The sequence below is a fragment of the Pseudonocardia kongjuensis genome, assembly GCF_039526905.1.
In the GTDB taxonomy this organism is placed as follows: domain Bacteria; phylum Actinomycetota; class Actinomycetes; order Mycobacteriales; family Pseudonocardiaceae; genus Pseudonocardia; species Pseudonocardia kongjuensis.
In genome coordinates, this window is sequence record NZ_BAAAJK010000059.1 from 33,603 (window position 1) to 55,919 (window position 22,317).

The 22,317-nt window shown below is 74.0% G+C and carries 21 protein-coding genes; 11 read left to right on the plus strand and 10 right to left on the minus strand.

The window, feature by feature from the left end; genetic code table 11:
• Positions 1-33: 33 nt before the first annotated feature.
• Positions 34-1,044 carry a dihydroxyacetone kinase subunit DhaK gene (locus tag ABD160_RS31980; protein ID WP_344030067.1) on the plus strand — a complete coding sequence of 337 codons (1,011 nt, stop codon included), beginning with the start codon at positions 34-36 and terminating at the stop codon, positions 1,042-1,044.
• A complete protein-coding gene (locus ABD160_RS31985; RefSeq protein ID WP_344030069.1) occupies positions 1,041-1,661 on the plus strand; it encodes a DAK2 domain-containing protein in 621 nt (206 codons plus the stop codon). Before ABD160_RS31980 ends, ABD160_RS31985 begins: the two co-directional genes overlap by 4 nt.
• Positions 1,662-1,675: 14 nt before the next feature.
• Here ABD160_RS31985 and ABD160_RS31990 read toward each other — a convergent pair whose 3' ends face one another.
• From ABD160_RS31990 to ABD160_RS32000, 3 genes are all read right to left on the minus strand, one after another.
• Positions 1,676-3,571 carry an ABC transporter ATP-binding protein gene (locus ABD160_RS31990; RefSeq protein WP_425563697.1) on the minus strand — a complete coding sequence of 632 codons (1,896 nt, stop codon included), beginning with the start codon at positions 3,569-3,571 and terminating at the stop codon, positions 1,676-1,678.
• Positions 3,572-3,780: 209 nt separating this feature from the next.
• Entirely contained in the window at positions 3,781-3,990 is a 210-nt protein-coding gene (locus ABD160_RS31995; RefSeq protein WP_010240451.1) for a helix-turn-helix domain-containing protein, read from the minus strand.
• 320 nt (positions 3,991-4,310) lie between these two features.
• The gene (locus ABD160_RS32000; protein WP_344030072.1) at positions 4,311-5,933 is read right to left on the minus strand and encodes an ABC-F family ATP-binding cassette domain-containing protein; all 1,623 of its coding nucleotides are present in this window, start codon (positions 5,931-5,933) and stop codon (positions 4,311-4,313) included.
• Between the two features lie 158 nt (positions 5,934-6,091).
• On the opposite strand from ABD160_RS32000, the gene ABD160_RS32005 reads away from it, so the two are divergent.
• The 5 genes from ABD160_RS32005 to ABD160_RS32025 all read left to right on the plus strand — a co-directional run bounded on the left by ABD160_RS32005 (position 6,092) and on the right by ABD160_RS32025 (position 10,867).
• The gene (locus ABD160_RS32005) at positions 6,092-6,868 is read left to right on the plus strand and encodes an SDR family oxidoreductase (protein ID WP_344030074.1); all 777 of its coding nucleotides are present in this window, start codon (positions 6,092-6,094) and stop codon (positions 6,866-6,868) included.
• 14 nt (positions 6,869-6,882) lie between these two features.
• Positions 6,883-8,268: a lycopene cyclase family protein gene (locus ABD160_RS32010; protein ID WP_344030076.1), complete on the plus strand. Its 1,386-nt coding sequence runs from the start codon at positions 6,883-6,885 to the stop codon at positions 8,266-8,268.
• Positions 8,269-8,386: 118 nt separating this feature from the next.
• Entirely contained in the window at positions 8,387-8,836 is a 450-nt protein-coding gene (locus ABD160_RS32015; protein WP_344030078.1) for a universal stress protein, read from the plus strand.
• Positions 8,837-8,839: 3 nt separating this feature from the next.
• Complete coding sequence (locus ABD160_RS32020) at positions 8,840-9,883, plus strand: adenylate/guanylate cyclase domain-containing protein (RefSeq protein ID WP_344030080.1); 1,044 nt, start codon at positions 8,840-8,842, stop codon at positions 9,881-9,883.
• A 60-nt stretch (positions 9,884-9,943) separates the two neighbouring features.
• Positions 9,944-10,867, plus strand: coding sequence for an arylamine N-acetyltransferase family protein (locus tag ABD160_RS32025; protein ID WP_344030083.1), 924 nt, complete (start codon positions 9,944-9,946; stop codon positions 10,865-10,867).
• 76 nt (positions 10,868-10,943) lie between these two features.
• On the opposite strand, the gene ABD160_RS32030 is transcribed toward ABD160_RS32025, so the two are convergent.
• Genes ABD160_RS32030 through ABD160_RS32060 form a run of 7 tightly spaced genes read right to left on the minus strand, consistent with a single transcriptional unit; the run spans position 10,944 to position 17,519 of the window.
• Positions 10,944-11,360: a metal-sulfur cluster assembly factor gene (locus ABD160_RS32030; protein ID WP_344030085.1), complete on the minus strand. Its 417-nt coding sequence runs from the start codon at positions 11,358-11,360 to the stop codon at positions 10,944-10,946.
• Positions 11,357-11,848: a Fe-S cluster assembly sulfur transfer protein SufU gene (gene sufU, locus ABD160_RS32035; RefSeq protein WP_344030173.1), complete on the minus strand. Its 492-nt coding sequence runs from the start codon at positions 11,846-11,848 to the stop codon at positions 11,357-11,359. Before sufU ends, ABD160_RS32030 begins: the two co-directional genes overlap by 4 nt.
• Positions 11,849-11,853: 5 nt before the next feature.
• Complete coding sequence (locus ABD160_RS32040) at positions 11,854-13,158, minus strand: cysteine desulfurase (protein ID WP_344030088.1); 1,305 nt, start codon at positions 13,156-13,158, stop codon at positions 11,854-11,856.
• Positions 13,159-13,160: 2 nt separating this feature from the next.
• Positions 13,161-13,922: a Fe-S cluster assembly ATPase SufC gene (sufC, locus tag ABD160_RS32045; protein ID WP_344030091.1), complete on the minus strand. Its 762-nt coding sequence runs from the start codon at positions 13,920-13,922 to the stop codon at positions 13,161-13,163.
• Between the two features lie 30 nt (positions 13,923-13,952).
• Positions 13,953-15,155, minus strand: a complete 1,203-nt coding sequence (gene sufD, locus ABD160_RS32050) for a Fe-S cluster assembly protein SufD (protein WP_425563698.1) — start codon at positions 15,153-15,155, stop codon at positions 13,953-13,955.
• Positions 15,152-16,588: a Fe-S cluster assembly protein SufB gene (sufB, locus tag ABD160_RS32055; protein ID WP_344030094.1), complete on the minus strand. Its 1,437-nt coding sequence runs from the start codon at positions 16,586-16,588 to the stop codon at positions 15,152-15,154. Before sufB ends, sufD begins: the two co-directional genes overlap by 4 nt.
• Positions 16,572-17,519, minus strand: coding sequence for a helix-turn-helix transcriptional regulator (locus ABD160_RS32060; protein WP_425563699.1), 948 nt, complete (start codon positions 17,517-17,519; stop codon positions 16,572-16,574). The genes sufB and ABD160_RS32060 overlap by 17 nt, the downstream gene beginning before the upstream one ends.
• Before the next feature lie 138 nt (positions 17,520-17,657).
• Here ABD160_RS32060 and mptB point away from each other — a divergent pair, with 138 nt between their 5' ends.
• From mptB to ABD160_RS32080, 4 genes are all read left to right on the plus strand, one after another.
• Positions 17,658-19,280 (plus strand): polyprenol phosphomannose-dependent alpha 1,6 mannosyltransferase MptB, encoded by a 1,623-nt coding sequence (gene mptB, locus ABD160_RS32065; RefSeq protein ID WP_344030097.1) that lies wholly within the window; start codon positions 17,658-17,660, stop codon positions 19,278-19,280.
• A complete protein-coding gene (locus ABD160_RS32070; RefSeq protein WP_344030100.1) occupies positions 19,277-20,188 on the plus strand; it encodes an ABC transporter ATP-binding protein in 912 nt (303 codons plus the stop codon). The genes mptB and ABD160_RS32070 overlap by 4 nt, the downstream gene beginning before the upstream one ends.
• Positions 20,185-20,964 carry an ABC transporter permease gene (locus tag ABD160_RS32075; RefSeq protein WP_344030102.1) on the plus strand — a complete coding sequence of 260 codons (780 nt, stop codon included), beginning with the start codon at positions 20,185-20,187 and terminating at the stop codon, positions 20,962-20,964. The genes ABD160_RS32070 and ABD160_RS32075 overlap by 4 nt, the downstream gene beginning before the upstream one ends.
• 150 nt (positions 20,965-21,114) lie before the next feature.
• Positions 21,115-22,284: a DUF418 domain-containing protein gene (locus ABD160_RS32080; RefSeq protein ID WP_344030104.1), complete on the plus strand. Its 1,170-nt coding sequence runs from the start codon at positions 21,115-21,117 to the stop codon at positions 22,282-22,284.
• Positions 22,285-22,317 lie beyond the last annotated feature (33 nt).

Here is a 22,317-nt window from a genome sequence, read left to right on the forward strand (position 1 = left end):
CGGCCCGGCGGCACCGCCAGCATGATCGGGTGCATGCCGTTCCCGTTCCATCCCGCCGGCGACGACCCGGTCCCGGCCGCCGTCCGCGGCTTCGCCAGGGCACATCCCGACCTGGTCGAGCTGCACACCGATCCCGTCCACCTGGTCGCCCGCAGGCGGTCCCCGCAGCGCCGGGTCGGGCTGGTGTCCGGCGGCGGTTCCGGGCACGAGCCGCTGCACGCCGGGTTCCTCGGCCGCGGCATGCTCGACGCCGTCGCCCCCGGCGCCGTGTTCACCTCCCCGCACAACAAGGCGGTGCTGCACGCCTCCCGGGCGGCCGCCGGCCCCGACGGCGTGGTGCACGTGGTCAAGAACTACACCGGGGACCGGATCAACTTCGGGATCGCCGCCGAGCGGCTGCGGATGGAGGGCATCGACGTCCGCCGGGTGCTGGTCGACGACGATCTCGCCACCGACGGGCTGGACACCGCCACCGGCCGTCGCGGGACCGGCGCCACCGTCGTCGTGGAGAAGATCCTCGGCGCGGCCGCCGACACCGGCACCGGCCTGGACCCGCTCGCCGAGCTGGGTACCGCCGTGGTGGCCGCGTCGCGCAGCCTGGCCGTCGCCTCCCGCGCGCAGAGCTCGGCCCGCACCGGCGAGCCGGCGTTCGCGCTCGACGGCGAGCTCGACTACGGCGTGGGCATCCACGGCGAGCGGGCCCGGCGGTCGATCCCGCGGCCGCCGACCGAGGAGCTCGTCGGCCGGATGCTGGACGAGATCGTCGGCGGCCTGCCGGACGGGGACCCGGCCGCGGTGCTGGTCGTCAACGGGATGGGCGGGACCTCCCTGCTGGAGCTGTACGTGCTGGCCGAGCTGGCGTCGGCCGGCCTGGCCGAACGCGGGCTGGAGCCGGCCGGGCTGCTGGTCGGCACCTTCGTCCCGGCCCTGGACATGGCCGGGTTCTCGCTGACCGTGACCCGCCTGCGGCCGGACTGGATCCCGCTCTGGGCCGCCCCCGCCGAGACCCCCGCCTTCCCGCGCGCCACCACGGAGGACCAGTGAGCCGACTCGACCAGGACGCCGTCCTCGACCGTTTCGCCCGCGCCGTCGAGGACGGCCACGCCGCGCTCACCGATCTCGACCAGCACTCCGGCGACGGCGACTTCGGCGACAACCTGCGGGCCGGGGTACGGCAGGCGGTGCGGCTCGCCGAGGGCCGCCGGCGCGGGTTCGCCGCGCTCGGCGAGGTGTTCCTCGACGAGGTCGGCGGCACCAGCGGGCCACTGCTCGGGCTGCTGTTCACCGAGATCGCGCGGGCGCTGGGGACCGTGCAGTCGGCCGGCGGCGATCTCGCCGCGCTGACCTCCGGCGCCCGGGACGGGCTGACCGCGATCCAGCGGGTCGGCGAGGCCCGCGAGGGGGACCGGACGCTGGTCGACGCGCTCGCGCCCGCGGTGAGCGCGCTCGGTCACGGCTACGCTGCCGCGGCGACGGCGGCCCGGGAGGGCGCCGAGCGGACCGCCGACCTGACCGCGCGGCACGGCCGGGCGTCGTACCTGGGTGAGCGGGCGCGGGGCAGGCCGGATCCGGGCGCGGTCGGGGTGGCCCTGCTGTTCTGGGCGGTCGCGACGGTCGCCGAGCCGGACGCGGCGGCGCCGAACCCGCTGGACGGCGTCTGAGGCCCGGGCCCGGGTCAGCGGGTCGTCGGCGCCGTCTCCGGCGCGAACTGGGTCCGGTGCAGGGTGGCGTACCGGCCGCCCGCGGCCAGCAGCTCGTCGTGGGTGCCGGTCTCGACGACCCGGCCGGCCTCCAGCACCGCGATCCGGTCGGCGGCCCGGACGGTGGACAGCCGGTGCGCGATCACGATCGCGGTCCGCCCGACGAGCGCCTCGGCGAGCGCCTCCTGCACGGCGACCTCGGACTCCGAGTCCAGGTGCGCGGTGGCCTCGTCGAGGATCACCACCCGCGGCCGGGCCAGCAGCAGCCGGGCGATCGTCAGCCGCTGGCGCTCGCCGCCGGAGAGCCGGTAGCCCCGCTCGCCGACGACGGTGTCCAGGCCGTCCGGCAGCGCGGCCATCAGGTCACCGAGCCGGGCCCTGCGCAGCGCGTCGAGCATCTCCTCGTCGGTGGCCTCCGGGGCGGCGTAGCGCAGGTTCCCGCCGATCGTGTCGTGGAACAGGTGCCCGTCCTGGGTCACCATCCCGACGGTGCGGCGCAGCGTCGCGAAGCCGAGGTCCCGGACGTCGACACCGGACAGCTCGACGGCGCCGGAGTCGACGTCGTAGAGCCGCGGGACCAGGCCGGCCAGCGTGGACTTGCCCGCCCCGGAGGTCCCGACCAGTGCGAGCAGCCCGCCGCCGTGCACGTGCAGGTCGATGCCGTGCAGCACCTCGGTGTTGATCCGCCGGTCGAGGACCGCGACCTCCTCCAGCGACGCCAGGGACACGTCGGCGGCGTTCGGGTAGGTGAACCGGACGTCGCGCAGCCGTACGTCCACCGGCCCGTCCGGCAGGGTCCGCGGGCGCTGCGGCTCGGTGATCGACGGGACCAGGTCGAGCACCTCGAAGACCCGCTCGAACGCGACGAGCGCGGTCATCACGTCCACCCGGGCGTTCGCCAGCGCCGTCATCGGCGTGTAGAGCCGGGTGAGCAGCAGCCCGAGCGCGACGACCGTGCCGGCCGGGATCTGCCCGGTCACCGCCAGGTAGCCGCCGAGCCCGTAGATCAGCGCCTGGGCCAGCGCGGACACCAGCTGCAGCGCGGTCACGAACAGCCGGGACACCATCGCCGACCGGACGCCGATCTCGCGGACCCGGGCGACCTGCCCGCGGAACACCCCCGCCTCCTCGGCCGGGTCGCCGAACAGCTTCACCAGCGTCGCGCCGGGGGCGGAGAACCGCTCGGTCATCTGGTTGCCCATGGTGGCGTTGAGCTCGGCCGCCTCCCGGCGCAGCTCGGCCAGCCAGATGCCCATCCGGCGGGCGGGCAGCACGAACACCGGCAGCAGCAGCATCGCGAGCAGCGTGACCTGCCAGGCCAGGCCGAGCATCACGGCGATCGCCAGCACCAGCTGGATGGTGTTGGCCAGCACCGTGGACAGGGTGCTGGTGATCGCCGTCTGGGCGCCGATGACGTCGTTGTTGAGCCGGCTGACCAGCGCCCCGGTGCGGGTGCGCGCGAAGAACGCCAGCGGCATCGCCTGCACGTGCCGGAACACCGCGACCCGCAGGTCGGCGATCAGGCTCTCGCCGAGCCGGGCCGAGAACCAGCGGCCGGCGAGCCCGACCACCGCCTCCAGGACCGCCATCCCGGCGATCGCACCGGCGATCACGATGATCACCCGGGCGGCGTCCGGGATGTCGTTGGCGGCGACGATCGTGTTGACCACCCGCCCGGCCAGCAGCGGGGTGAGCACGCCGATCACCGCGGTGACCGTGGTCAGGGCCAGGTAGCCGGCCAGCCAGCGCCGGTAGGGCCGGACGAAACCCCAGATGCGGGGCCAGGTGCCCTGCGCGATGGAGCCGCGGCGGATGGACTGTGAGTCCGCTCCCCGGATGACCCCGCGCATCAGGGTGAGCGGGCGATCCAACGATGTTCCCCTTCGCCGGTGGTGGACGGCGAGGGTTCACGTTACGACGGGGATGATCCGCCGGCGCGCCGGCTGTGCCCGGTCCGGCCGTCGGGCCGGGTCCCGGCGTGCGACGACGCCGTACCGGGGCCGTGTCGGGCCCGGTCGGCGTCGCCGGTGGTCGTGTGCGTCCGTACGGTCCGCCCGCTGCTCGACGGACCGGTGGACGGCTACTTCTTCTTGGTGCGGGTGGCCCCGCCGCGACCGCGCAGGGTCACCCCGGTCTCGGAGAGGACGCGGTGCACGAATCCGTAGGACCGGCCGGTCTGCTCGGCGAGCGACCGGATACTGGCGCCCTTCTCGTACTTCTTCTTCAGATCGGCCGCGAGTTTCCCCCGCTGCGTCCCGGTGATCCGGGCGCCCTTCTTCAGCTCGGCCATGGGCCCTCCTCATCCCCACCGCGGATGCCCCCGCGGACCGCCGCATCCGGCGCGACGATCAGGCCATGATGATCCAGATGATGATTTCTGGCCAGAACGCGGAAAACGCGATCGGTGAGCGGTTACCCCGAATGGCGCACACGCTTCGGTGACCAGTCGGGAGTTCGTCCACCCACCAGCAGAATGGTGTCACCCGTTGGAATCCATCTCGCACCATTCCGGCCGTTGCCGGTCACGGAGCCTCATCAAGATCGACGATCTTGGTGCTCCGGACGGGTGATCACGGGCCCGTGCGACGACCGGTCGGCCGACGCGCCGGTTCAGGCGAGCTGGACGAGCTCCAGGTAGTCGGCCGACCAGTGGTCCTCGGTCCCGTCCGGCAGCACGATCACCCGGTCCGGCTCCAGCGCCTCCACCGCGCCCGGGTCGTGCGTCACCAGCACGACGGCGCCCTCGAACCGGCGCAGCGCGTCGAGCACCTGCTCGCGGCTCGCCGGGTCCAGGTTGTTCGTGGGCTCGTCGAGCAGCAGCACGTTCGCCGCCGACGACACCAGCCCGGCCAGCGCGAGCCGGGTCCGCTCGCCACCGGACAGCGTGCCCGCCGGCTGGTCGAGCTGCTCGCCGGAGAACATGAACGAGCCGAGCAGGGTGCGCAGCTGCTGCTCGGGCGAGTCCGGCGAGGCGTGCCGGATGTTGTCCCAGACCGACGCGTCCATGTCGAGGGTGTCGTGCTCCTGGGCGAAGTAGCCGGTCCGCAGCCCGTGCCCGGGCACGACCTCGCCGGAGTCGGCCGCCTCGGTGCCCGCGAGCAGCCGCAGCAGGGTCGTCTTGCCCGCGCCGTTGAGGCCGAGCACGACCACCTTGGTGCCGCGGTCCACCGCCAGGTCGACGCCGGTGAACACCTCCAGCGAGCCGTACGCCTTGGTCAGCCCCTCCGCGGTGAGCGGGGTCCGGCCGCACGGGGCCGGGGTGGGGAACCGGATCCTCGCCACCCGGTCGGCCTGGCGCTCGTCGTCCAGCCCGGCGAGCAGCTGGTCGGCGCGCCGCGCCATGTTCTTCGCGGCGACCGCCTTGGTGGCCTTCGCGCCCATCTTCGCGGCCTGCGCGTGCAGCGCCGACGCCTTCTTCTCCGCGTTGGCGCGCTCCCGGCGGCGGCGCTTCTCGTCGGTCGAGCGGGCCTCCAGGTAGCGCTTCCAGTCCATGTTGTACTGGTCGGCCTCGCCGCGGGTGGCGTCGAGGAACCACACCTTGTTGACGACCGCGGCCAGCAGGTCGGTGTCGTGGCTGATCACCACCAGGCCGCCCTCGTGGTTCTGCAGGAACGAGCGCAGCCAGGTGATCGAGTCGGCGTCGAGGTGGTTGGTCGGCTCGTCGAGCAGCAGCGTGGTCGCCGACTGCGAGCCGCCGTCGGAGGCGGCGAACAGGATGCGGGACAGCTCCACCCGGCGCCGCTGCCCGCCGGACAGCGTCCGCATCGGCTGGGCGAGCACCCGGTCCGGCAGGCCGAGGTGGGTGCAGATCCGGGCGGCCTCCGACTCCGCGGCGTACCCGCCGAGCGCCGAGAACCGCTCCTCCAGCCGCCCGTACTCGCGGACCGCCTTCTCGTTCTCCGGGCCGTCGACCAGCTCGGCCATCGCCGTCTGGGCCTTCTCCATCTTCGCCAGCAGCGTGTCCAGGCCGCGGGCGGACAGCACCCGGTCCTTCGCGGTGATCGACAGGTCGCCCTCGCGCGGGTCCTGCGGCAGGTAGCCGATCGGCGAGTTGGAGCGGACGTCGCCGGAGTAGGGCTCGCCCTCCCCCGCCAGCACCCGCATCGAGGTCGTCTTCCCGGCGCCGTTGCGGCCGACCAAGCCGATCCGGTCGCCGGGCTGGACCCGCAGATCCGCCCCGGAGAGCAGGATCCGCGATCCGGCGCGGAGTTCGAGGGCGTTCGCGGTGATCACGTGGAAGGGCTCCAGACGGAGTCGTCGGGGTGGGCGCTGAGAGTTCGGGAGCGACGGGGCGGGCACACGGGTGCCCGGCGACACCGGCTACTCGATCAGGACCACTCCGCCAGGCTACCGGCCCGGGCGACCCGTTTCCCCACGTAGGGTCGGCTCCCATGACCGATCTCACCTTGTCCGGGCGGACCGCCCTGGTCACCGGCGGCTCGCGCGGCATCGGGTACGGCATCGCGGCGGGCCTGCTGGCCCGCGGCGCGTCGGTGACGATCACCGGCCGGCGCGAGCCCGAGCTGGACGCGGCCGCCGCGGCGCTCGCCGACGGGATCGGCGGCGACCGGTCGCGGGTGCTCGCCGTGCCGGGCAACGCCGGCGACGAGGACCACCGCGCCGAGGTCGCCGACCGGACCGTCGCGACGTTCGGGTCGCTCGACATCCTGGTCAACAACGCCGGGATCAACCCGCAGTACGGCCCGCTGGTCGACGCCGACCTGGCCGCGGTGCGGAAGATCTTCGAGGTGAACGTGGTGGCCGCGCTGGGCTTCGTGCAGCAGGCGCACCGGGCCTGGATGGGCGGGCACGGCGGGTCGGTGGTCAACGTGGCCTCGGTCGGCGGGCTGCGGCCGACCGGCGTGATCGGCGCCTACGGCGCGTCCAAGGCCGCGCTGATCACGCTGACCGAGGAGCTGGCCGGGCAGCTCGGGCCCGGGATCCGGGTGAACGCGGTCGCCCCGGCGGTGGTGAAGACCCGCTTCGCCGAGGCGCTCTACGCGCACGACGAGGAGGGCCTCGCCGCCGGCTACCCGATGAAGCGGCTCGGGGTGCCCGCCGACGTCGCCGAGGCCGTCGCCTTCCTGGTCTCCGACGCCGCGTCCTGGATCACCGGCGAGACACTGCGGATCGACGGTGGCAGCCTGGTCTCCGGACGGCACGTCTGACGGGAGGGTTCGGGGTGCGCACCGAGGCGGGTGACGGGGCCGGGACCGGCCCGGTTCTCGACGTGCTCGTGCTGGGCGGCGGGCCGGCCGGGCGGGCGCTCGCCGGGGCGTGTGCCGGGCACGGCCTGCGGACCGCGCTCGCCGATCCCGCACCGGACCGGCCGTGGGACGCCACCTACTGCGCCTGGCCCGAGGAGCTGCCCGCCGACCTGCCCGGATCGGCGGTGGCGGCCCGGCCGCGGGCCCGCGCGGTGCTGCCCGGTGGCACCGCGCGCGACCTGGGCGCCTACGCCGTGCTCGACACCGCCGGCCTGCGCGACCACCTGGACTCCCGGCTCGGCGCGGTCACCGTGCTGACCGGGCGGGCCGACGCCGGGGACGTGCGCCGCACCGGCGACCGGTACCGGATCGCGCTCCGGTCGGCGGGCGGCGGGTCCGGTGGCCCGGCGGGCGGCGGCAGGGGAAACGCGGGCCCGGCGGGCGCCGGCAGCGGCAGCGCGGCGGGCACCGGCAGCGGCAGCGCGGACCCGGCGGGTACCGGCAGCGGCGGTGCAGCGGCCACCGGCAGCGCGGGCGCGGCGGCGCCCGTCGTCGATGCCGCACTGGTCGTCGACGCGACCGGCGCCCCGTCCCGGCTGCGCCCCCCGCCCGGCCCGGCGACCGAGCAGACCGCCTACGGCGTCGTCGTCGGCGAGGACGCCGCCCGGCCGGTCGTCGCACCGGGCGAGGCGGTGTTCATGGACTGGCGCTCCCCCGCCCCCGCACCCGCACCCGGCTGGACCGACTGGCCGACGTTCCTCTACGCCGTGCCCTACGGCGACGGGACGGTCCTGCTGGAGGAGACCTCGCTCGCCCGCCGGCCCGGCCTCCCGCTCGCCGAGCTGCGCGAACGGCTGGCCGCCCGGCTGGCCGGGCTCGGCGTCCCGGTCCCCGGCGACGCCCCGGTGGAGCGGGTCCGGTTCCCGGTCGACTCGCCGCGGGCCGCGGCGCATCCGGTGCCGTTCGGCGCGGCGACCCCGCTGGTGCACCCGGCGACCGGGTTCAGCGTCGCCCCGGCGCTGCAGCTGGCCCCCGCGGTGGCCGCGGTGCTGGCCCGCCGGCTGCCGGACGGCCCGGACGCGGCGGCGGCCGCCGTCGCGGCGCTGCTGTGGTCACCGTCGGCGCGGATGGTGCACCGGCTGCGCCGGCACGGCCTGCGGACCGTGCTCGACCTGCCCGCCCGGCTGGTGCCCGGCTTCTTCGACGCGTTCTTCGCCGGGCGCAGCGGCCGCGCGTTCCTCACCGGCCGCGACGACCTCGGCGGGACGCTGGCCGGGATGGCGGGCGTGTTCCGGGCCGCGCCCGCGCCGGTCAAGGGACACATGCTTCGTTCGGCCGTACGGTTTCACCCGGTCGGGTGATGACCGGCGGCCGTGCCGATCGGTTGAGCGGGGTACCGGTAGTAACATCGGGGTACTCAGCGTCGAGGGGCCGCCCGCACCGGGCGGGTGCGGTCCCGCTCCCCATCGGAGGCTGCCCATGCCCGCATACAAGACCATCGTCGTCGGGACCGACGGCTCGTCGACCTCGTTCGCGGCCGTCGAGCGTGCGGCCGGGGTCGCCGCCGACAGCGGCGCCACCCTGGTCATCGTCTCCGCCTACACCCCGGCCAGCCGGGAGGACACCGCCGCCGCCGAGGACGCGCTGAAGGACGAGGCGTACCTGGTCACCGGCTGGACACCGGCCGAGGAGGCGCTGCGCGAGGCCGCCGACCGGGCGGCCGCGGCCGGCGCCCGGAACGTGACCACGCACGCCGAGGACGGCGCCCCGGTCGACGTGCTCCGCAAGGCCGTCAAGGACCACCACGCGGACCTGCTGGTGGTCGGCAACCGCGGGCTCAACACGTTCTCCGGGCGGCTGCTCGGGTCCGTCCCCGCCGACGCCACCCGGCGCGCCGGGGTGGACGTGCTCGTCGTGCACACCACCTGATCCGTGTCCGACGAGCGTCCCCCCGAGCGCAGGCCGCTGCCCGATCCCGCGCAGATCGACTGGAGCGAGATCGAGGCACCCGTCCTCGACGAGTTCATCCTCGGCGCCCCGCGCGAGTTCACCCGGGACGAGCTCGTCGAGGCCACCGGGCTCGACCCGGAGGAGTCCGGCCGGCTGTGGCGGGCGCTCGGCTTCCCCGATCCGGACCCGGACGACCGCGTGTTCACCCGGGTCGACCTGGAGGCGGCGCGCAAGGTCGTCGACCTGACCCGCGAGTGGCTGCCCGAGCACGGCCCCCGGGAGGCCGTCGCCCGGGCGATCGCCCAGTCGCTGTCCCGGCTCGCGGAGTGGCAGGTCGGGATGCTCGCGCAGGTGGCCGCCGCGCACGTCGGCGAGCTGACCCCACGCGACGCCGCCCGGCTCGCCGCCGAGGTCCTCCCCGAGCTGGAGAGCCTGCAGTCCTACGTCTGGCGGCGGCACCTCGCGGCGACCGCGGTCCGGTGGACGGCGGGCGCCCAGCGCTCCGACACCGAGCTTATCTCCGCCGACACCTGGCCGCTGTCGGTCGGGTTCGCCGACATGGTCGGCTTCACCCGCACCACCCGCCGCCGGTCGATGGCCGAGCTCGGCGAGATGATCGAGCGGTTCGGCGCCGTCACCAACGAGGTCATCGCGAACGGCCGCGGCCGGATCATCAAGACCGTCGGCGACGAGGTGCTGTTCGCGACCGAGCATCCCGCCGACGCCGCGGCGATCGCGCTCGGGCTGCGCGACCGGGTGCGGACCGAGCCGTCGCTGCCGTTGCTGCGGATCGGGATCGCGCACGGGATGGTGCTGGCCCGCTACGGCGACGTCTACGGCGAGGTCGTCAACGTCGCCGCCCGGCTGACCTCCGAGGCCCGCCCGGACACCGTGCTGGTGGACCGGGAGATGCACGAGTCCCTGCGCGACGATCCCCGCTTCGACCTGCGGCGGATCGCCACCCTGCACACCCGCGGCTACACCCACCTGCGCGCCTGGGCGCTGCGCGGTGCCCGGGAGCGCTGAGGTCACCCGTCGGGGACCGCAGTTGACCTCAACCCCGGTTCAGCAGACAGGGTCGCCGGTATGACCAGCACCCCGGCGGTCCGGCCGGCCGCATCCGGCACATCCACGACGAGCCCGGCGCGCGCACCTGACGGCCCGCCTGCCGACGAGCTGCCCCCGGACGTGGTCGCGTACCTGGACCGGATCGGTGTCGCACCGGGCCCGCCCGACGTCGCACTGCTGAGCCGGATCGTCCGGGCCCACGTCGCGACGATCCCGTTCGAGAACCTCGATCCGTTCACCGGCACCGAGCCGCCGGTCGAGCGGGCCGGCATCGTCGCGAAGCTGGTGCACGGCCGCCGCGGCGGCTGGTGCTTCGAGCACAACCGGCTGCTGCACGACGTGCTCGGCGACCTCGGGTACCGGGTCACCCCGCTGGTCGGCCGGGTCCGGCTGGGCCTGCCCGACGGCGCACCGCCGACGATGCGCACGCACCGGCTCACCCTGATCGAGATCACAGCGACCGCAGGAGACACAGGGGGCACCTTCGTCGCCGACGTCGGTTTCGGCGGCACCGTTCCCTCGGAGCCGCTGCGACTGGTCAGCGGCACCGCCCAGCCGACGGCGCACGCCGAGCACCGCTTCCGGACCGACGGCGCGGGCACCTGGACCCAGCAGCGGCGCGGCGGCGGGGAGTGGCTCACCCAGTACACCTTCGACCTGACCCCGGTACCGGACATCGACTACGCGATGGGCTCCTGGTACCTGACCCACCATCCGGGGTCGCACTTCCGGACCGGGCTGGTCGCCGCGTACTCCGGCGCCGACCGGCGCGCCACGCTGGCCGGGACCCGCTACACGCTGCGCCGGACGGACGGCCGCACCGAGGAGCGGGAGCTCACCACATCGGCCGAGGTGATCCGGGTGCTGGAGGCCGAGTTCGGCATCGACACCTCGGGGGTCGCCGGACTGGAGCAGCGGATCCGCACCGCCCACCTCGGCTGAGCCCGCTCATGCCACGAGCGGGCCACCCGCGGCGGTGATCGCCACGGGAGGCCCGCTCGTCGGGGGGTGCTGCGGGTCAGACCCGGAAGCCGAGGGCGCGCAGCTGCTCGCGGCCGTCCTCGGTGATCTTCTCCGGGCCCCACGGCGGCATCCAGACCCAGTTGATCCGGATGTCGGAGACCAGCCCGCCGTCCGGACCGGCGGTGAGCGCGGAGCGGGTCTGCTCCTCGATCACGTCGGTCAGCGGGCAGGCGGCGGAGGTCAGCGTCATGTCGATGACCGCCGTGTCGCCGTCCCGGTCGATGCCGTAGACGAGACCCAGATCGACGACGTTGATGCCGAGCTCGGGATCAACGACGTCCTTCATCGCCTCCTCCAGCTGGTCCTGGGTGGCGCCCTCGGCCGGGGCCGCAGGCGGCTCGGGCATCCCGGCCGCCCCGCGGACGACGTCGGTGTCCTGCTCGGTGGTCTGCTGCTCGGTCGTGTCGCTCATGCCGGAGATCCCTCCGTCGTTGATGCCGCCGCGTCGGCGGTGTCGATCGTCGCGTCGGTGCGGGAGACCGCGTCCTTGAACGCCATCCAGCCCAGGAGAGCACACTTCACCCGGGCCGGGTACCGGGCGACGCCGGCGAAGGCGACGCCGTCGCCGATGACGTCCTCGTCCGGCTCGACCTTGCCGCGGCCCTGCGCCATCTCCTGGAACGCCGCCATGACCTTCCACGCCTCGCCGACCGGCCGGCCGACGACGAGATCGTGCAGCACCGAGACCGATGCCTGGCTGATCGAGCAGCCGAGGCTCTCGTAGGACACGTCCCGGACCACCGTCGCCGTGTCGTCCAGGGTGACCCGCAACGTCACCTCGTCCCCGCAGGTCGGGTTCACGTGGTGGGTCTCGGCGTCGTAGGGGTCGCGCAGACCGGACCCGTGCGGGTCGCGGTAGTGGTCCAGGATGATCTCCTGGTACATCTGCTGCAGCTGCACGTCGGTCACACCGTCCCGAAGAACTTCTGGGCGGCCCGGACCCCGTCGGCCAGCGCCTCGACCTCGTCGAGCGTGTTGTACACGGCGAACGACGCGCGGGCGGTGGCCACGATCCCGTAGCGCCGGTGCAGCGGCCACGCGCAGTGGTGCCCCACCCGGATCGCGATCCCGCGGTCGTCGAGCACCTGGGACAGGTCGTGCGCGTGGATGCCGTCCACCACGAACGACACCGCTCCCCCGCGCCCCTGCACCGAGGTGGGTCCGACGATCCGCACACCGTCGATCGCGGACAGCCGGTCGAGTGCGGCGGCGGTGAGCTCCGCCTCGTGCGCGGCGACCGCGTCCATCCCGATGCTCTCGAGATAGTCGACGGCCGCGCCGAGCCCGACCGCCTGCGACGTCATCGGCACGCCGGCCTCGAACCGCTGCGGCGGTGCCGCGTAGGTGGAGCCCTCCATCCGCACCATCTCGATCATCGACCCGCCGGTGAGGAACGGCGGCAGCTCCGCCAGGAGCTCGCGCCGGCCGTACAGCACGCCGACGCCGGACGGGCCGAGCATCTTGTGCCCGGAGAACACCGCGAAGTCGACGTCGAGCGCGTGCAGGTCGACCGGCATGTGCGGCACCGACTGGCAGGCGTCGAGCACGGTCAGCGCGCCGACCGCGCGGGCCCGGCGGACCAGCTCGGCCACCGGGGACACCGCCCCGGTCACGTTCGACTGGTGGGTGAAGGCGACGACCTTCGTGCGCTCGGACAGCTCGAGGCCGTCGAGGTCGATCCGGCCGTCGTCGGTCACCGGGTACCAGCGCAGGGTCGCCCCGGTCCGCCGGCACAGCTCCTGCCAGGGCACCAGGTTCGCGTGGTGCTCCAGCTCGGTGGTGACGACCTCGTCGCCGGGGCCGAGCGCGAACCGCTCCGACTCCGGGCCGAGACCCTCCCGGACCGAGGCGTTGCCCATGCCGTAGGCGACCAGGTTGATGCCCTCGGTCGCGTTCTTCACGAACACGACCTCGTCGTCGTCCGCTCCGACGAACGCCGCGATACGCGCGCGGGCGGACTCGTAGGCGTCGGTGGCCTCCTCGGCGAGCTGGTGCGCGCCCCGGTGGACGGCCGCGTTGTGCCGTTCCAGGAACGCCCGCTCGGCGTCGAGCACCTGGCGCGGACGCTGCGACGTCGCGCCGGAGTCGAGGTAGACCAGCGGCCTCTCCTCGCGCACGGTGCGCGCGAGGATCGGGAAGTCCGCCCGGATCCGGGCCACGGTGTCGGCGTCCAGGCCGCCCGTGGTCCCGGTTCCGTGGGTGAGGGTCATGATCAGACCGCCGCGGCCTTGGTGAACCGCTCGTAGCCGCTGCGCTCGAGCTCGTCGGCCAGCTCGGGACCGCCGGACTCGACGATCCGGCCGCCGGCGAACACGTGCACGTGGTCGGGCCGGATGTGGTTCAGGATCCGGGTGTAGTGCGTGATCAGCAGGACGCCGGTCTCGCCGCCCTCCCGGTACCGGTTCACGCCCTCGGAGACGACGCGCAGGGCGTCGACGTCCAGGCCGGAGTCGGTCTCGTCCAGGATGGCGATCTTCGGGTGCAGCAGGCCGAGCTGCAGCACCTCGTGCCGCTTCTTCTCGCCGCCGGAGAAGCCCTCGTTCACCGAGCGGTCGGCGAACTCGGCGGAGATGTCCAGGTCGGACATCGCCTCCTTGACCTCCTTGACCCAGGTGCGCAGCTTCGGCGCCTCGCCGCGCACCGCGGTGGCCGCGCTGCGCAGGAAGTTCGCCATCGACACGCCCGGGACCTCGACCGGGTACTGCATGGCGAGGAACAGGCCCGCCCGGGCCCGCTCGTCGACCGCCATGTCCAGGACGTTCTCGCCGTCCAGGAGCACCTCGCCCGAGGTGATCGTGTACTTCGGGTGCCCGGCGACCGCGTAGGCCAGTGTGGACTTGCCCGAGCCGTTCGGGCCCATGATCGCGTGCGTCTCGCCCGCGCGGACGGTGAGGTTCACCCCGCGCAGGATCTCCTTCGGACCGTCCTCGGTCTCGACCGAGGCGTGCAGGTCCTTGATCTCCAGAGTGGACATCTGTGGGTGGCTCCGTACTTGGTGTGGTGGTCAGGCGCCGGTCAGGGCGAGCTCGGCCTCGACGGCCGCCTCGAGCCGCTCGCGCAGCTCGGGAAGGGTGATCTTGTTCAGGACCTCGCCGAAGAAGCCGCGGACGACCAGGCGCCGGGCCTGGTCCTCCGGGATGCCGCGGCTGCGCAGGTAGAACAGCTGCTCGTCGTCGAACCGGCCGGTGGCGCTGGCGTGCCCGGCGCTCACGATCTCGCCGGTCTCGATCTCCAGGTTCGGCACCGAGTCGGCCCTGGCGTGCTCGGTGAGCACCAGGTTCCGGTTGAACTCGAACGTCTCGGTGTTCTCCGCGGCGGCCCGGATCAGCACGTCGCCGATCCACACCACGTGCGCGGAGTCGCGCGAGTCGCTCTGCAGCGCGTTCTTGTAGAGCACGTTCGACTTGCAGTTCGGCACCGAGTGGTCGACCAGCAGCCGCTGCTCCAGGTGCTGGCCGGCGTCGGCGAAGCCGAGGCCGAGCAGCTCGGCGTCACCGCCGGGGCCGGCGTAGCCGACCGTCGACGAGACACGCACCAGGTCGCCGCCGAGCTGCACCGTGGTCGCGCGCAGCGTGGCGTCGCGGCCGATGCTGAAGTGCTCGGAGCCGACGTGCACGGCGTCGTCGTTCCACTCCTCGGTGACCACCAGGGTCAGCTGGGAGCCGTCGGCCAGCACCACCTCGGTGTTGTCCGCGAGCACCCCCGAACCCCGGTGCTCGACGACGACCGTCGCCCGGGTGTGCGGGGTGGTGCGGATGTGCAGGTGGCCGGCCGCGGTGGCGCCCTCGCCGGGGCCCTCCACGACGACGGTCACCGGCTCCGGCTCGCCGTCCAGGGTCACCAGGGTGGCCTCGCCGAAGGCCGACCAGGCGGCTGCGGCGACCCGGTCGAACGGGACACCGCCCTCGCCGATCCGGGCGTCGTCGCGCCCGACCTTCTGCACGGTGACGCCCGCGGTCTCGGTGACCGTGACCGGCGCGACCGCCTCGAACGCGGCCGAGCCGTCGTGCAGGCCCTTCAGCCTGCGCAGCGGGGTGAACCGCCAGTTCTCCTCGCGGCCACCGGGGACCTCGAAGGCGTCGACGTCGAACGACCGGAACCGCTCGCCCGCCGAGGCGATCGGCACCTCGCCCTGGCCCTCCTTGGCGCCCTTCAGCTCGGGCGCGAGGCCGGCGACATCGCCGCTGACAACTTCACTGGCCGTCATCCGACGGAACCCTCCATCTGCAGCTCGATCAGCCGGTTCAGTTCCAGCGCGTACTCCATCGGCAGCTCGCGGGCGATCGGCTCGACGAACCCGCGCACCACCATGGCCATCGCCTCGTCCTCGGTCAGACCGCGGCTCATCAGGTAGAAGAGCTGGTCGTCCGAGACCTTCGAGACCGTGGCCTCGTGGCCCATCGACACGTCGTCGTTGCGGATGTCGACGTAGGGGTAGGTGTCCGACCGGGAGATCGTGTCCACCAGCAGCGCGTCGCACTTCACCGTCGAGCGGGAGTTCTTCGCCCGCGGGTTGACCTGGACCAGGCCGCGGTAGGACGTGCGGCCGCCGCCGCGGGCGACCGACTTCGACACGATCGTGGACGACGTGTTCGGCGCCAGGTGCACCATCTTGGCGCCCGCGTCCTGGTGCTGGCCCTCGCCCGCGAAGGCGATCGAGAGGACCTCGCCCTTGGCGTGCTCGCCCATCAGCCACACGGCCGGGTACTTCATGGTCACCTTGGAGCCGAGGTTGCCGTCGACCCACTCCATGGTCGCGCCCTCCTCGGCCTTGGCGCGCTTGGTGACCAGGTTGTAGACGTTGTTCGACCAGTTCTGGATCGTGGTGTAGCGGCAGCGGCCGCCCTTCTTGACCACGATCTCCACCACGGCCGAGTGCAGCGAGTCGGTCTTGTAGATCGGCGCGGTGCAGCCCTCGACGTAGTGCACGTAGGCACCCTCGTCGACGATGATAAGCGTCCGCTCGAACTGGCCCATGTTCTCGGTGTTGATCCGGAAGTAGGCCTGCAGCGGGATGTCGACGTGCACGCCCGGCGGGACGTAGATGAACGATCCGCCCGACCAGACCGCCGAGTTCAGCGCGGAGAACTTGTTGTCCCCGGACGGGATGACCGAGCCGAAGTACTCCCGGAACAGCTCCGGGTGCTCCTTCAGCGCGGTGTCGGTGTCCAGGAAGATGACGCCCTGCTGCTCGAGGTCCTCGCGGATCGAGTGGTAGACGACCTCGGACTCGTACTGCGCCGCGACACCGGAGACCAGCCGGGCCTTCTCCGCCTCCGGGATGCCCAGCTTGTCGTAGGTGTTCTTGATGTCCTCGGGCAGGTCCTCCCAGGTGGCGGCCTGCTTCTCCGAGGAGCGGACGAAGTACTTGATGTTGTCGAAGTCGATCCCGGACAGGTCGGAGCCCCACCGCGGCATCGGCTTCTTGCCGAAGATGTCGAGCGCCTTCTGCCGGAACTCGAGCATCCACTCGGGCTCGCTCTTCAGGCGGGAGATGTCGGCGACGACCTCGGAGGACAGGCCACGCTTCGCGATGGAGCCCGCCTCGTCGGAGTCGGCCCAGCCGAAGTCGTACCGGCCGAGCGCCGCGATCGTCTCCTCCTGGGTGAGCTCGGTGCGCACATCAGGAGTGGTCGTCATACGGACTGCCTCCCTTTCGGGGACCGTGGTGGGAGGAGGTCCCGCCGTCGGCGGGGTCTCCTTCTTCGTGCGCCTGCCGCACCTGCGCCGTGGGTTGCCGATCCACGGTGGCCGGGCGGTGGGCCTGTTGCTGCACCGGCCGGTCGCGCTGCTCGGGGGGCCGTGGGTCCCCCGCCGCGGGCCGGCGCCTGTCGTGGTGCGTCGCCCGCCCGAGGTGTTCGGGATCCTCGAGCGGGACGTGTGTGGTGCACGCGGCGTCGCCGCGCGCGATCGTCGCCAGCCGCTGCACGTGGGTACCCAGGAGATCGGCGAAGGCACGCGTCTCGGCCTCGCAGAGTTCCGGGAACTCGGTGGCGACGTGCGCCACCGGGCAGTGGTGCTGGCAGAGCTGCACGCCGAGCCCGCCGCGGCGGGTCTGTGCAGCGTAGCCGCGGGCGCTCAGCACCCGGGCCAGCGCCTCGGCGCGGTCCTGCGGTGCGGCGGGTGCGGTGACCGAGTCCATGTCGGCCCCGAGCAGGTCCCGCACCCGGCGGCGGGCGAACGCGTCGACCGCCTGCTCGCCCGCCGTCTCGGCGAGGAACCGCAGCGCCGAGGTGGCCAGGTCGTCGTAGCCGTGCCCGAAGCGGACCCGGCCGGTGTCGGTGAGCAGGTACTCCCGGGCCGGACGGCCGCGCCCGCGCGGGCGGGCCGATCGCGCCGGCGCCCGGACCTCCGCCTCGCCGTCGGCGATCAGCGCGTCCAGGTGCCGCCGCACGGCGGCCTCGGTCAGGGTGAGCTCGCCGGCCACGACCGCGGCCGTGACCGGACCCTGCTCCATCAGCACCCGCGCCACCGCGGCCCGGGTGCCGGTACCGGACCCGGGCAGCACCGCGTCGGACCCGTGCCCGCAGGCCGGGTCCTGGCGCGTCTGCGCGGTCCGGTTCGTTTTCACAACACCAGTGTTGCGGATATACCCGCAGTCGGCAAAACCGCCCCCGCTCCGGGTGACCGGGCTCACCCCTCCGTCCGGTCGCGGCCGGTGAGGACCGGTACCCGGTGCCGGGAGGTGCCCCCATTAACCTTCGTGGTCATGGTGACGCCCGAGGTCGCCCCACCCGGGCGCGACGACTCCCCCAGGAGCGCGGAGCCGTCGGCCGATCCGGACGGGCCCCGCTCCCGGAAGCGACCGGCGACCCGGCGCGGACTGCGTGACCAGGCCCGGATCGCGCGGCGGCTCGGCCTGACCGGCGCGATCCTGATGGGCATCAGCGCGCTGGGCTCCGGCGCGTTCCCGGTGCCGAACCCGCTGCACGGCCTGCGGGTGATCGGGCTGCCCGCCCGCAACGTCACCCTCGCGATCGCCGTCACCTACGCCGGCCTGCTGATGGTCGTCACGGCCTGGCTCTGGATCGCCCGGATGCTCACCGCCCGCGGCGCCCGGCACCCGGCCCCGGAGCGGCGCGAGCTGGGCCGCACCGCGCTGCTGTGGGGGCTGCCGCTGGCGCTGGCGCCGCCGATGTTCTCCAAGGACATCTACAGCTACCTGGCGCAGAGCGCGACGCTGGCCCGCGGGATCGACCCGTACTCGATCGGCCCGGCGCAGGCGCTGGGCATCGACGATCCGCTGACCCGCGGGATCCCGACGATCTGGCGGGACACCCCGGCCCCCTACGGCCCGCTGTTCCTCGGGCTGGGCCGGATCATCACCGCGCTGTCCGGCGAGAACGTGGTGCTCGGGATCATCGAGCACCGGATCCTCGCGCTGCTCGGCGTCGCCCTGCTGGTCTGGGTGCTGCCCCGGCTGGCCGCCCGGTTCGATCTCGACGCCGGGCTGGTGCTGTGGCTCGGCGCCGCGAACCCGCTGGTGCTGTTCCACCTGGTCAGCGGGATCCACAACGAGTCGATCATGATCCCGCTGATGCTGCTCGGGCTCTACGTGATGCTCGGCCGCGACGACACGGTGCAACCCTGGTGGAAGATCACGCTGGGGGCGGCGCTGCTGGTCGCGGCGGCGTCGGTCAAGCTCCCGGCGCTGGTCGCACTCGGCTTCGTCGGCGTCTACCTGATCCGGCGGCGCGGCGGGCGCCTCGTCGACTGGGTGGTGATGACCAGCTGGCTGACCGCCGTCGCGGCGGTGGTGTTCTCGTTCTTCAGCTTCGCCACCGGGCTGGGCTTCAACTGGCTGCGCGGGCTGTCCGCGCCCAGCGAGATCCTCAGCTGGATGTCGGTCAGCACCGACGTCGGCCTGCTCGCCGGGCAGGTCGGCCGGCTGGCCGGGCTCGGCGACCACACGACCGCCACGCTGACCCTGGCCCGCGGGCTGTTCGCGATCCCGATCGCGGTCATCGTCGTCGTACTGCTGCTCGCCTGCCTGCGCGGGCGGGTCGATCCGGTCACCGCGACCGGGGCCGCGCTCGGCGCCGTCGTGCTGCTCGGCCCGGTCGTGCACCCCTGGTACCTGTTCTGGGCGCTGCTGCCGCTGGTCGCGACCCGCGCGATGCCGCACTACCGGCGCGCGATGCTGCTGCTGTCGGCGTTCCTCGCGCTGGTGGTGCCGCCGACCGGGGCCGACTTCATCTTCCGCGGGTTCCAGCTGCCGCTCGCGGTGATCGCCGGGCTGGTCATGTTCGCGCTGTCGCTGCTGGTGGTGCGGCACGTGCTGCGCGCCCCGGCCGGTACGGCCGCCGCACCGGAACCGGAACCGGCCCGGTGAGCGCCGCGCTCGAGGTACGCGACCTGGTCGTCCGCTACGGCCCGGTCACCGCGGTCGACCGGGTCGACCTCGATCTGGCCCGCGGCGAGGTGCTCGCGCTGCTCGGCCCGAACGGGGCCGGGAAGTCCAGCACGGTCGAGGTCTGCACCGGCTTCCGCCGGGCCGACGCCGGTACCGTCACGGTGCTCGGGCGCGACCCGGGCGACGAGGCCGTCCGGCCGCGGGTCGGGGTGATGCCGCAGGGCGGCGGTGCCTACCCGGCCGTGCGCACCGGCGAGATGCTGCACCTGGTCGCCGCCTGCGCGGCGCACCCGATCGATCCCGACCACCTGATCGACGTCCTCGGGCTGCGGCCGCGGGCCGGCACGCCGTTCAAGCGGCTCTCCGGCGGGGAGCAGCAGCGGCTCGCACTCGCCTGCGCCGTCGTCGGGCGGCCGGAGCTGGTGTTCCTCGACGAGCCGACCGCCGGGCTGGACCCGCAGGCCCGGCACCTGGTCTGGGAGCTGGTCCGCGCGCTGCGCCGGGACGGGGTGGGCGTCCTGCTGACCACCCACCTGATGGACGAGGCCGAGCAGCTCGCCGACGACGTCGTCATCCTGGACAGCGGCCGGATCGTCGCGCACGGCTCCCCCGCCCAGCTCACCGCGGGCGACCAGACCGAGCTGCGGTTCCGGGCCCGCCCCGGGATGGACACCGCGGGCCTGGATCTCCGGCTCCCGCACGGCTACGCGACCAGCGAGACCGCGCCCGGCCGCTACCGGGTGCAGGGCCGGATCGATCCCGCCGCGCTGGCCGCGATCACCGCCTGGTGCGCCGACCAGGGGGTGCTCGCCGACGACGTGCAGGTGGTGCGGCGCAGCCTGGAGGACGTCTTCCTCGACCTCACCGGACGGGAGCTGCGCTCGTGACCGAACGGTTCCCCGCCGGGACCTTCGCCCCCGATCCGGGCCGCGGCGACACGCTGACGATGCTCCGCGCGCAGGGCGGCCTGGAGACCCGGCTGGCCCTGCGCAACGCCGAGCAGGTGCTGCTCACCCTGCTGATCCCGGCCGCGCTGCTGGTCGGGCTCACCCTGATCCCCGCGCTGCCCTCGCCGGAGCCCCGGATCAGCTGGTTCCTGGCCTCGATGCTCGCGCTCGCGGTGATGAGCTCGGCGTTCACCAGCCAGGCGATCGCGCTCGGCTTCGACCGCCGCTACGGGGCGCTGCGCAGGCTCGCCGCGACCGCGCTGCCGCGCTGGCTGCTGGTCTGCGGCCGGCTGGTCGCGGTCGCCGTGGTGGTGCTGCTGCAGGTGCTGATGCTGACGGCGCTGGCCGCCGCCCTCGGCTGGACGCCCGCCGGTGCCCGGATCGACGGCGTGCTGGTCGCGGTGCTGCTGGGCGCCGCGGCGTTCGGCGCGCTGGGCATCCTGCTCGGCGGGACGCTGCGTGCCGACATCGTGCTCGCGGTCGCCAATGTCGTGTGGTTCGTGCTGCTGCTGGCCGGCGGGATCCTGGTCCCGGTGGCCGACCTGCCCGGCCCGCTGTCCGCGGTGGCGCCCTGGCTGCCGTCGGGCGCGCTGGCCGACGCGCTGCGGGCCGCACTCGGCGAGGGCCGGTTCCCGGCGATCGGGTCGCTGCTGGTGCTCGCCGGCTGGGCGGTCGCCGCCGGTCTCGCCGCGGCCCGGCTGGTCCGCTGGCGCTGATCCTCCCCGCGCCGGAAGAGGGGTCGTCGATCGACCTCGGTCGGCCGCGGTCGTGACTTCCGGGGGATCCGGTTCGTCCGGTTCACCGTCATGATCGGGTCCGGCCGGGGCCGTCCACCGCCCGGCCGGACGACGAGGAGGCACCCGGCCATGACCCACGAGACCGAGCGCGCGCCGCGGCCGGCGACCGGCCGGCTGCTCGCGCCGGACCTGGCGCGGGGCGCGATGCTGCTGCTCATCGCGATGGCCTACGCCGGGGTGTACGCCGCGGTGCCGTTCGGCACCGCGACCGCGGGTGCGGCGCCGGTCGACCGGATCGCGGCCGTGCTGACCACGCTGCTGCTGGACAACCGGGCGTTCCCGATGTTCGCGATCCTGTTCGGCTACGGCCTGGCCTGGTCGGTGGCCCGGCAGCAGCGCGGCCGGGGCGGCCGCGAGGTCCCCGGGCCGGAGATCAGGCGGTCGGTCCGCCGCCGGGGCCTGTTCCTGGTGCTGTTCGGGCTGGTGCACGCGATCCTGGTGTTCCCCGGCGAGATCCTCGCCTCCTACGGCCTCGCCGCGCTGCTCACCGGATGGCTGCTGTTCCGGCCGGACCGGACCGTCCGCCGGGCCGCGCTGTGGTTCGCCGCCGGCTACGCGGTGACCGTGCCGCTCGGCATGATCGGCCTCTGGTCGATGACCGCCTCCGGCGCCGCCGCGGAGGTGATCCCGGGCTACACCACGGCCGGTGACTGGATCGCCCGGATCGTCGGCGCCCCCGTCACACCGCTCTACGTCGGGTTCGCCTATCCCCTGCTGCTGCTGGTCGTGCTCGGCTACCTGGCCGCCCGGGCCGGCCTGCTCGACGACCCGGCGGCGCACCGCCGCACGCTGGGCCGGATCGCCGTGGGCGGTGTCACGGTGTCCGTGCTGGGCGCGGTGCCGGCCGTCCTGATTACCACCGGGGTGCTCGTCCCGGGCGGGGTGACCGGCGGCCTGCTGCTCGCCCTGCAGGTGCTGACCGGGGTCGCCGGTGGGGCCGGGTACGCGGCGGCGTTCGCGCTGCTCGGGCTGCGCCTGCAGGACCGGCCGGGCCCGCTGGCCGGCGCGGTCGCCGCGATGGGCCGCCGCTCGCTGACCTTCTACCTGCTCAACTCGGTGCTGGTGGCGGTCGTGCTGCATCCCGATCTCGGCGGCCTCGGCCGGTACGTCGGCAACGCCGGTGCACTGCTCGCCGCGGTCGCGGTGTGGCTGGTGTCGCTGCTGGTCGCGGCCCGGCTGGAGGCCGCGGGCCGGCCGGGACCCGCGGACGCCCTGCTGCGCCGGCTGGTGTCCCGGTAACCGGACGCGGCAGCCGTTCTTCTACCATTCGTA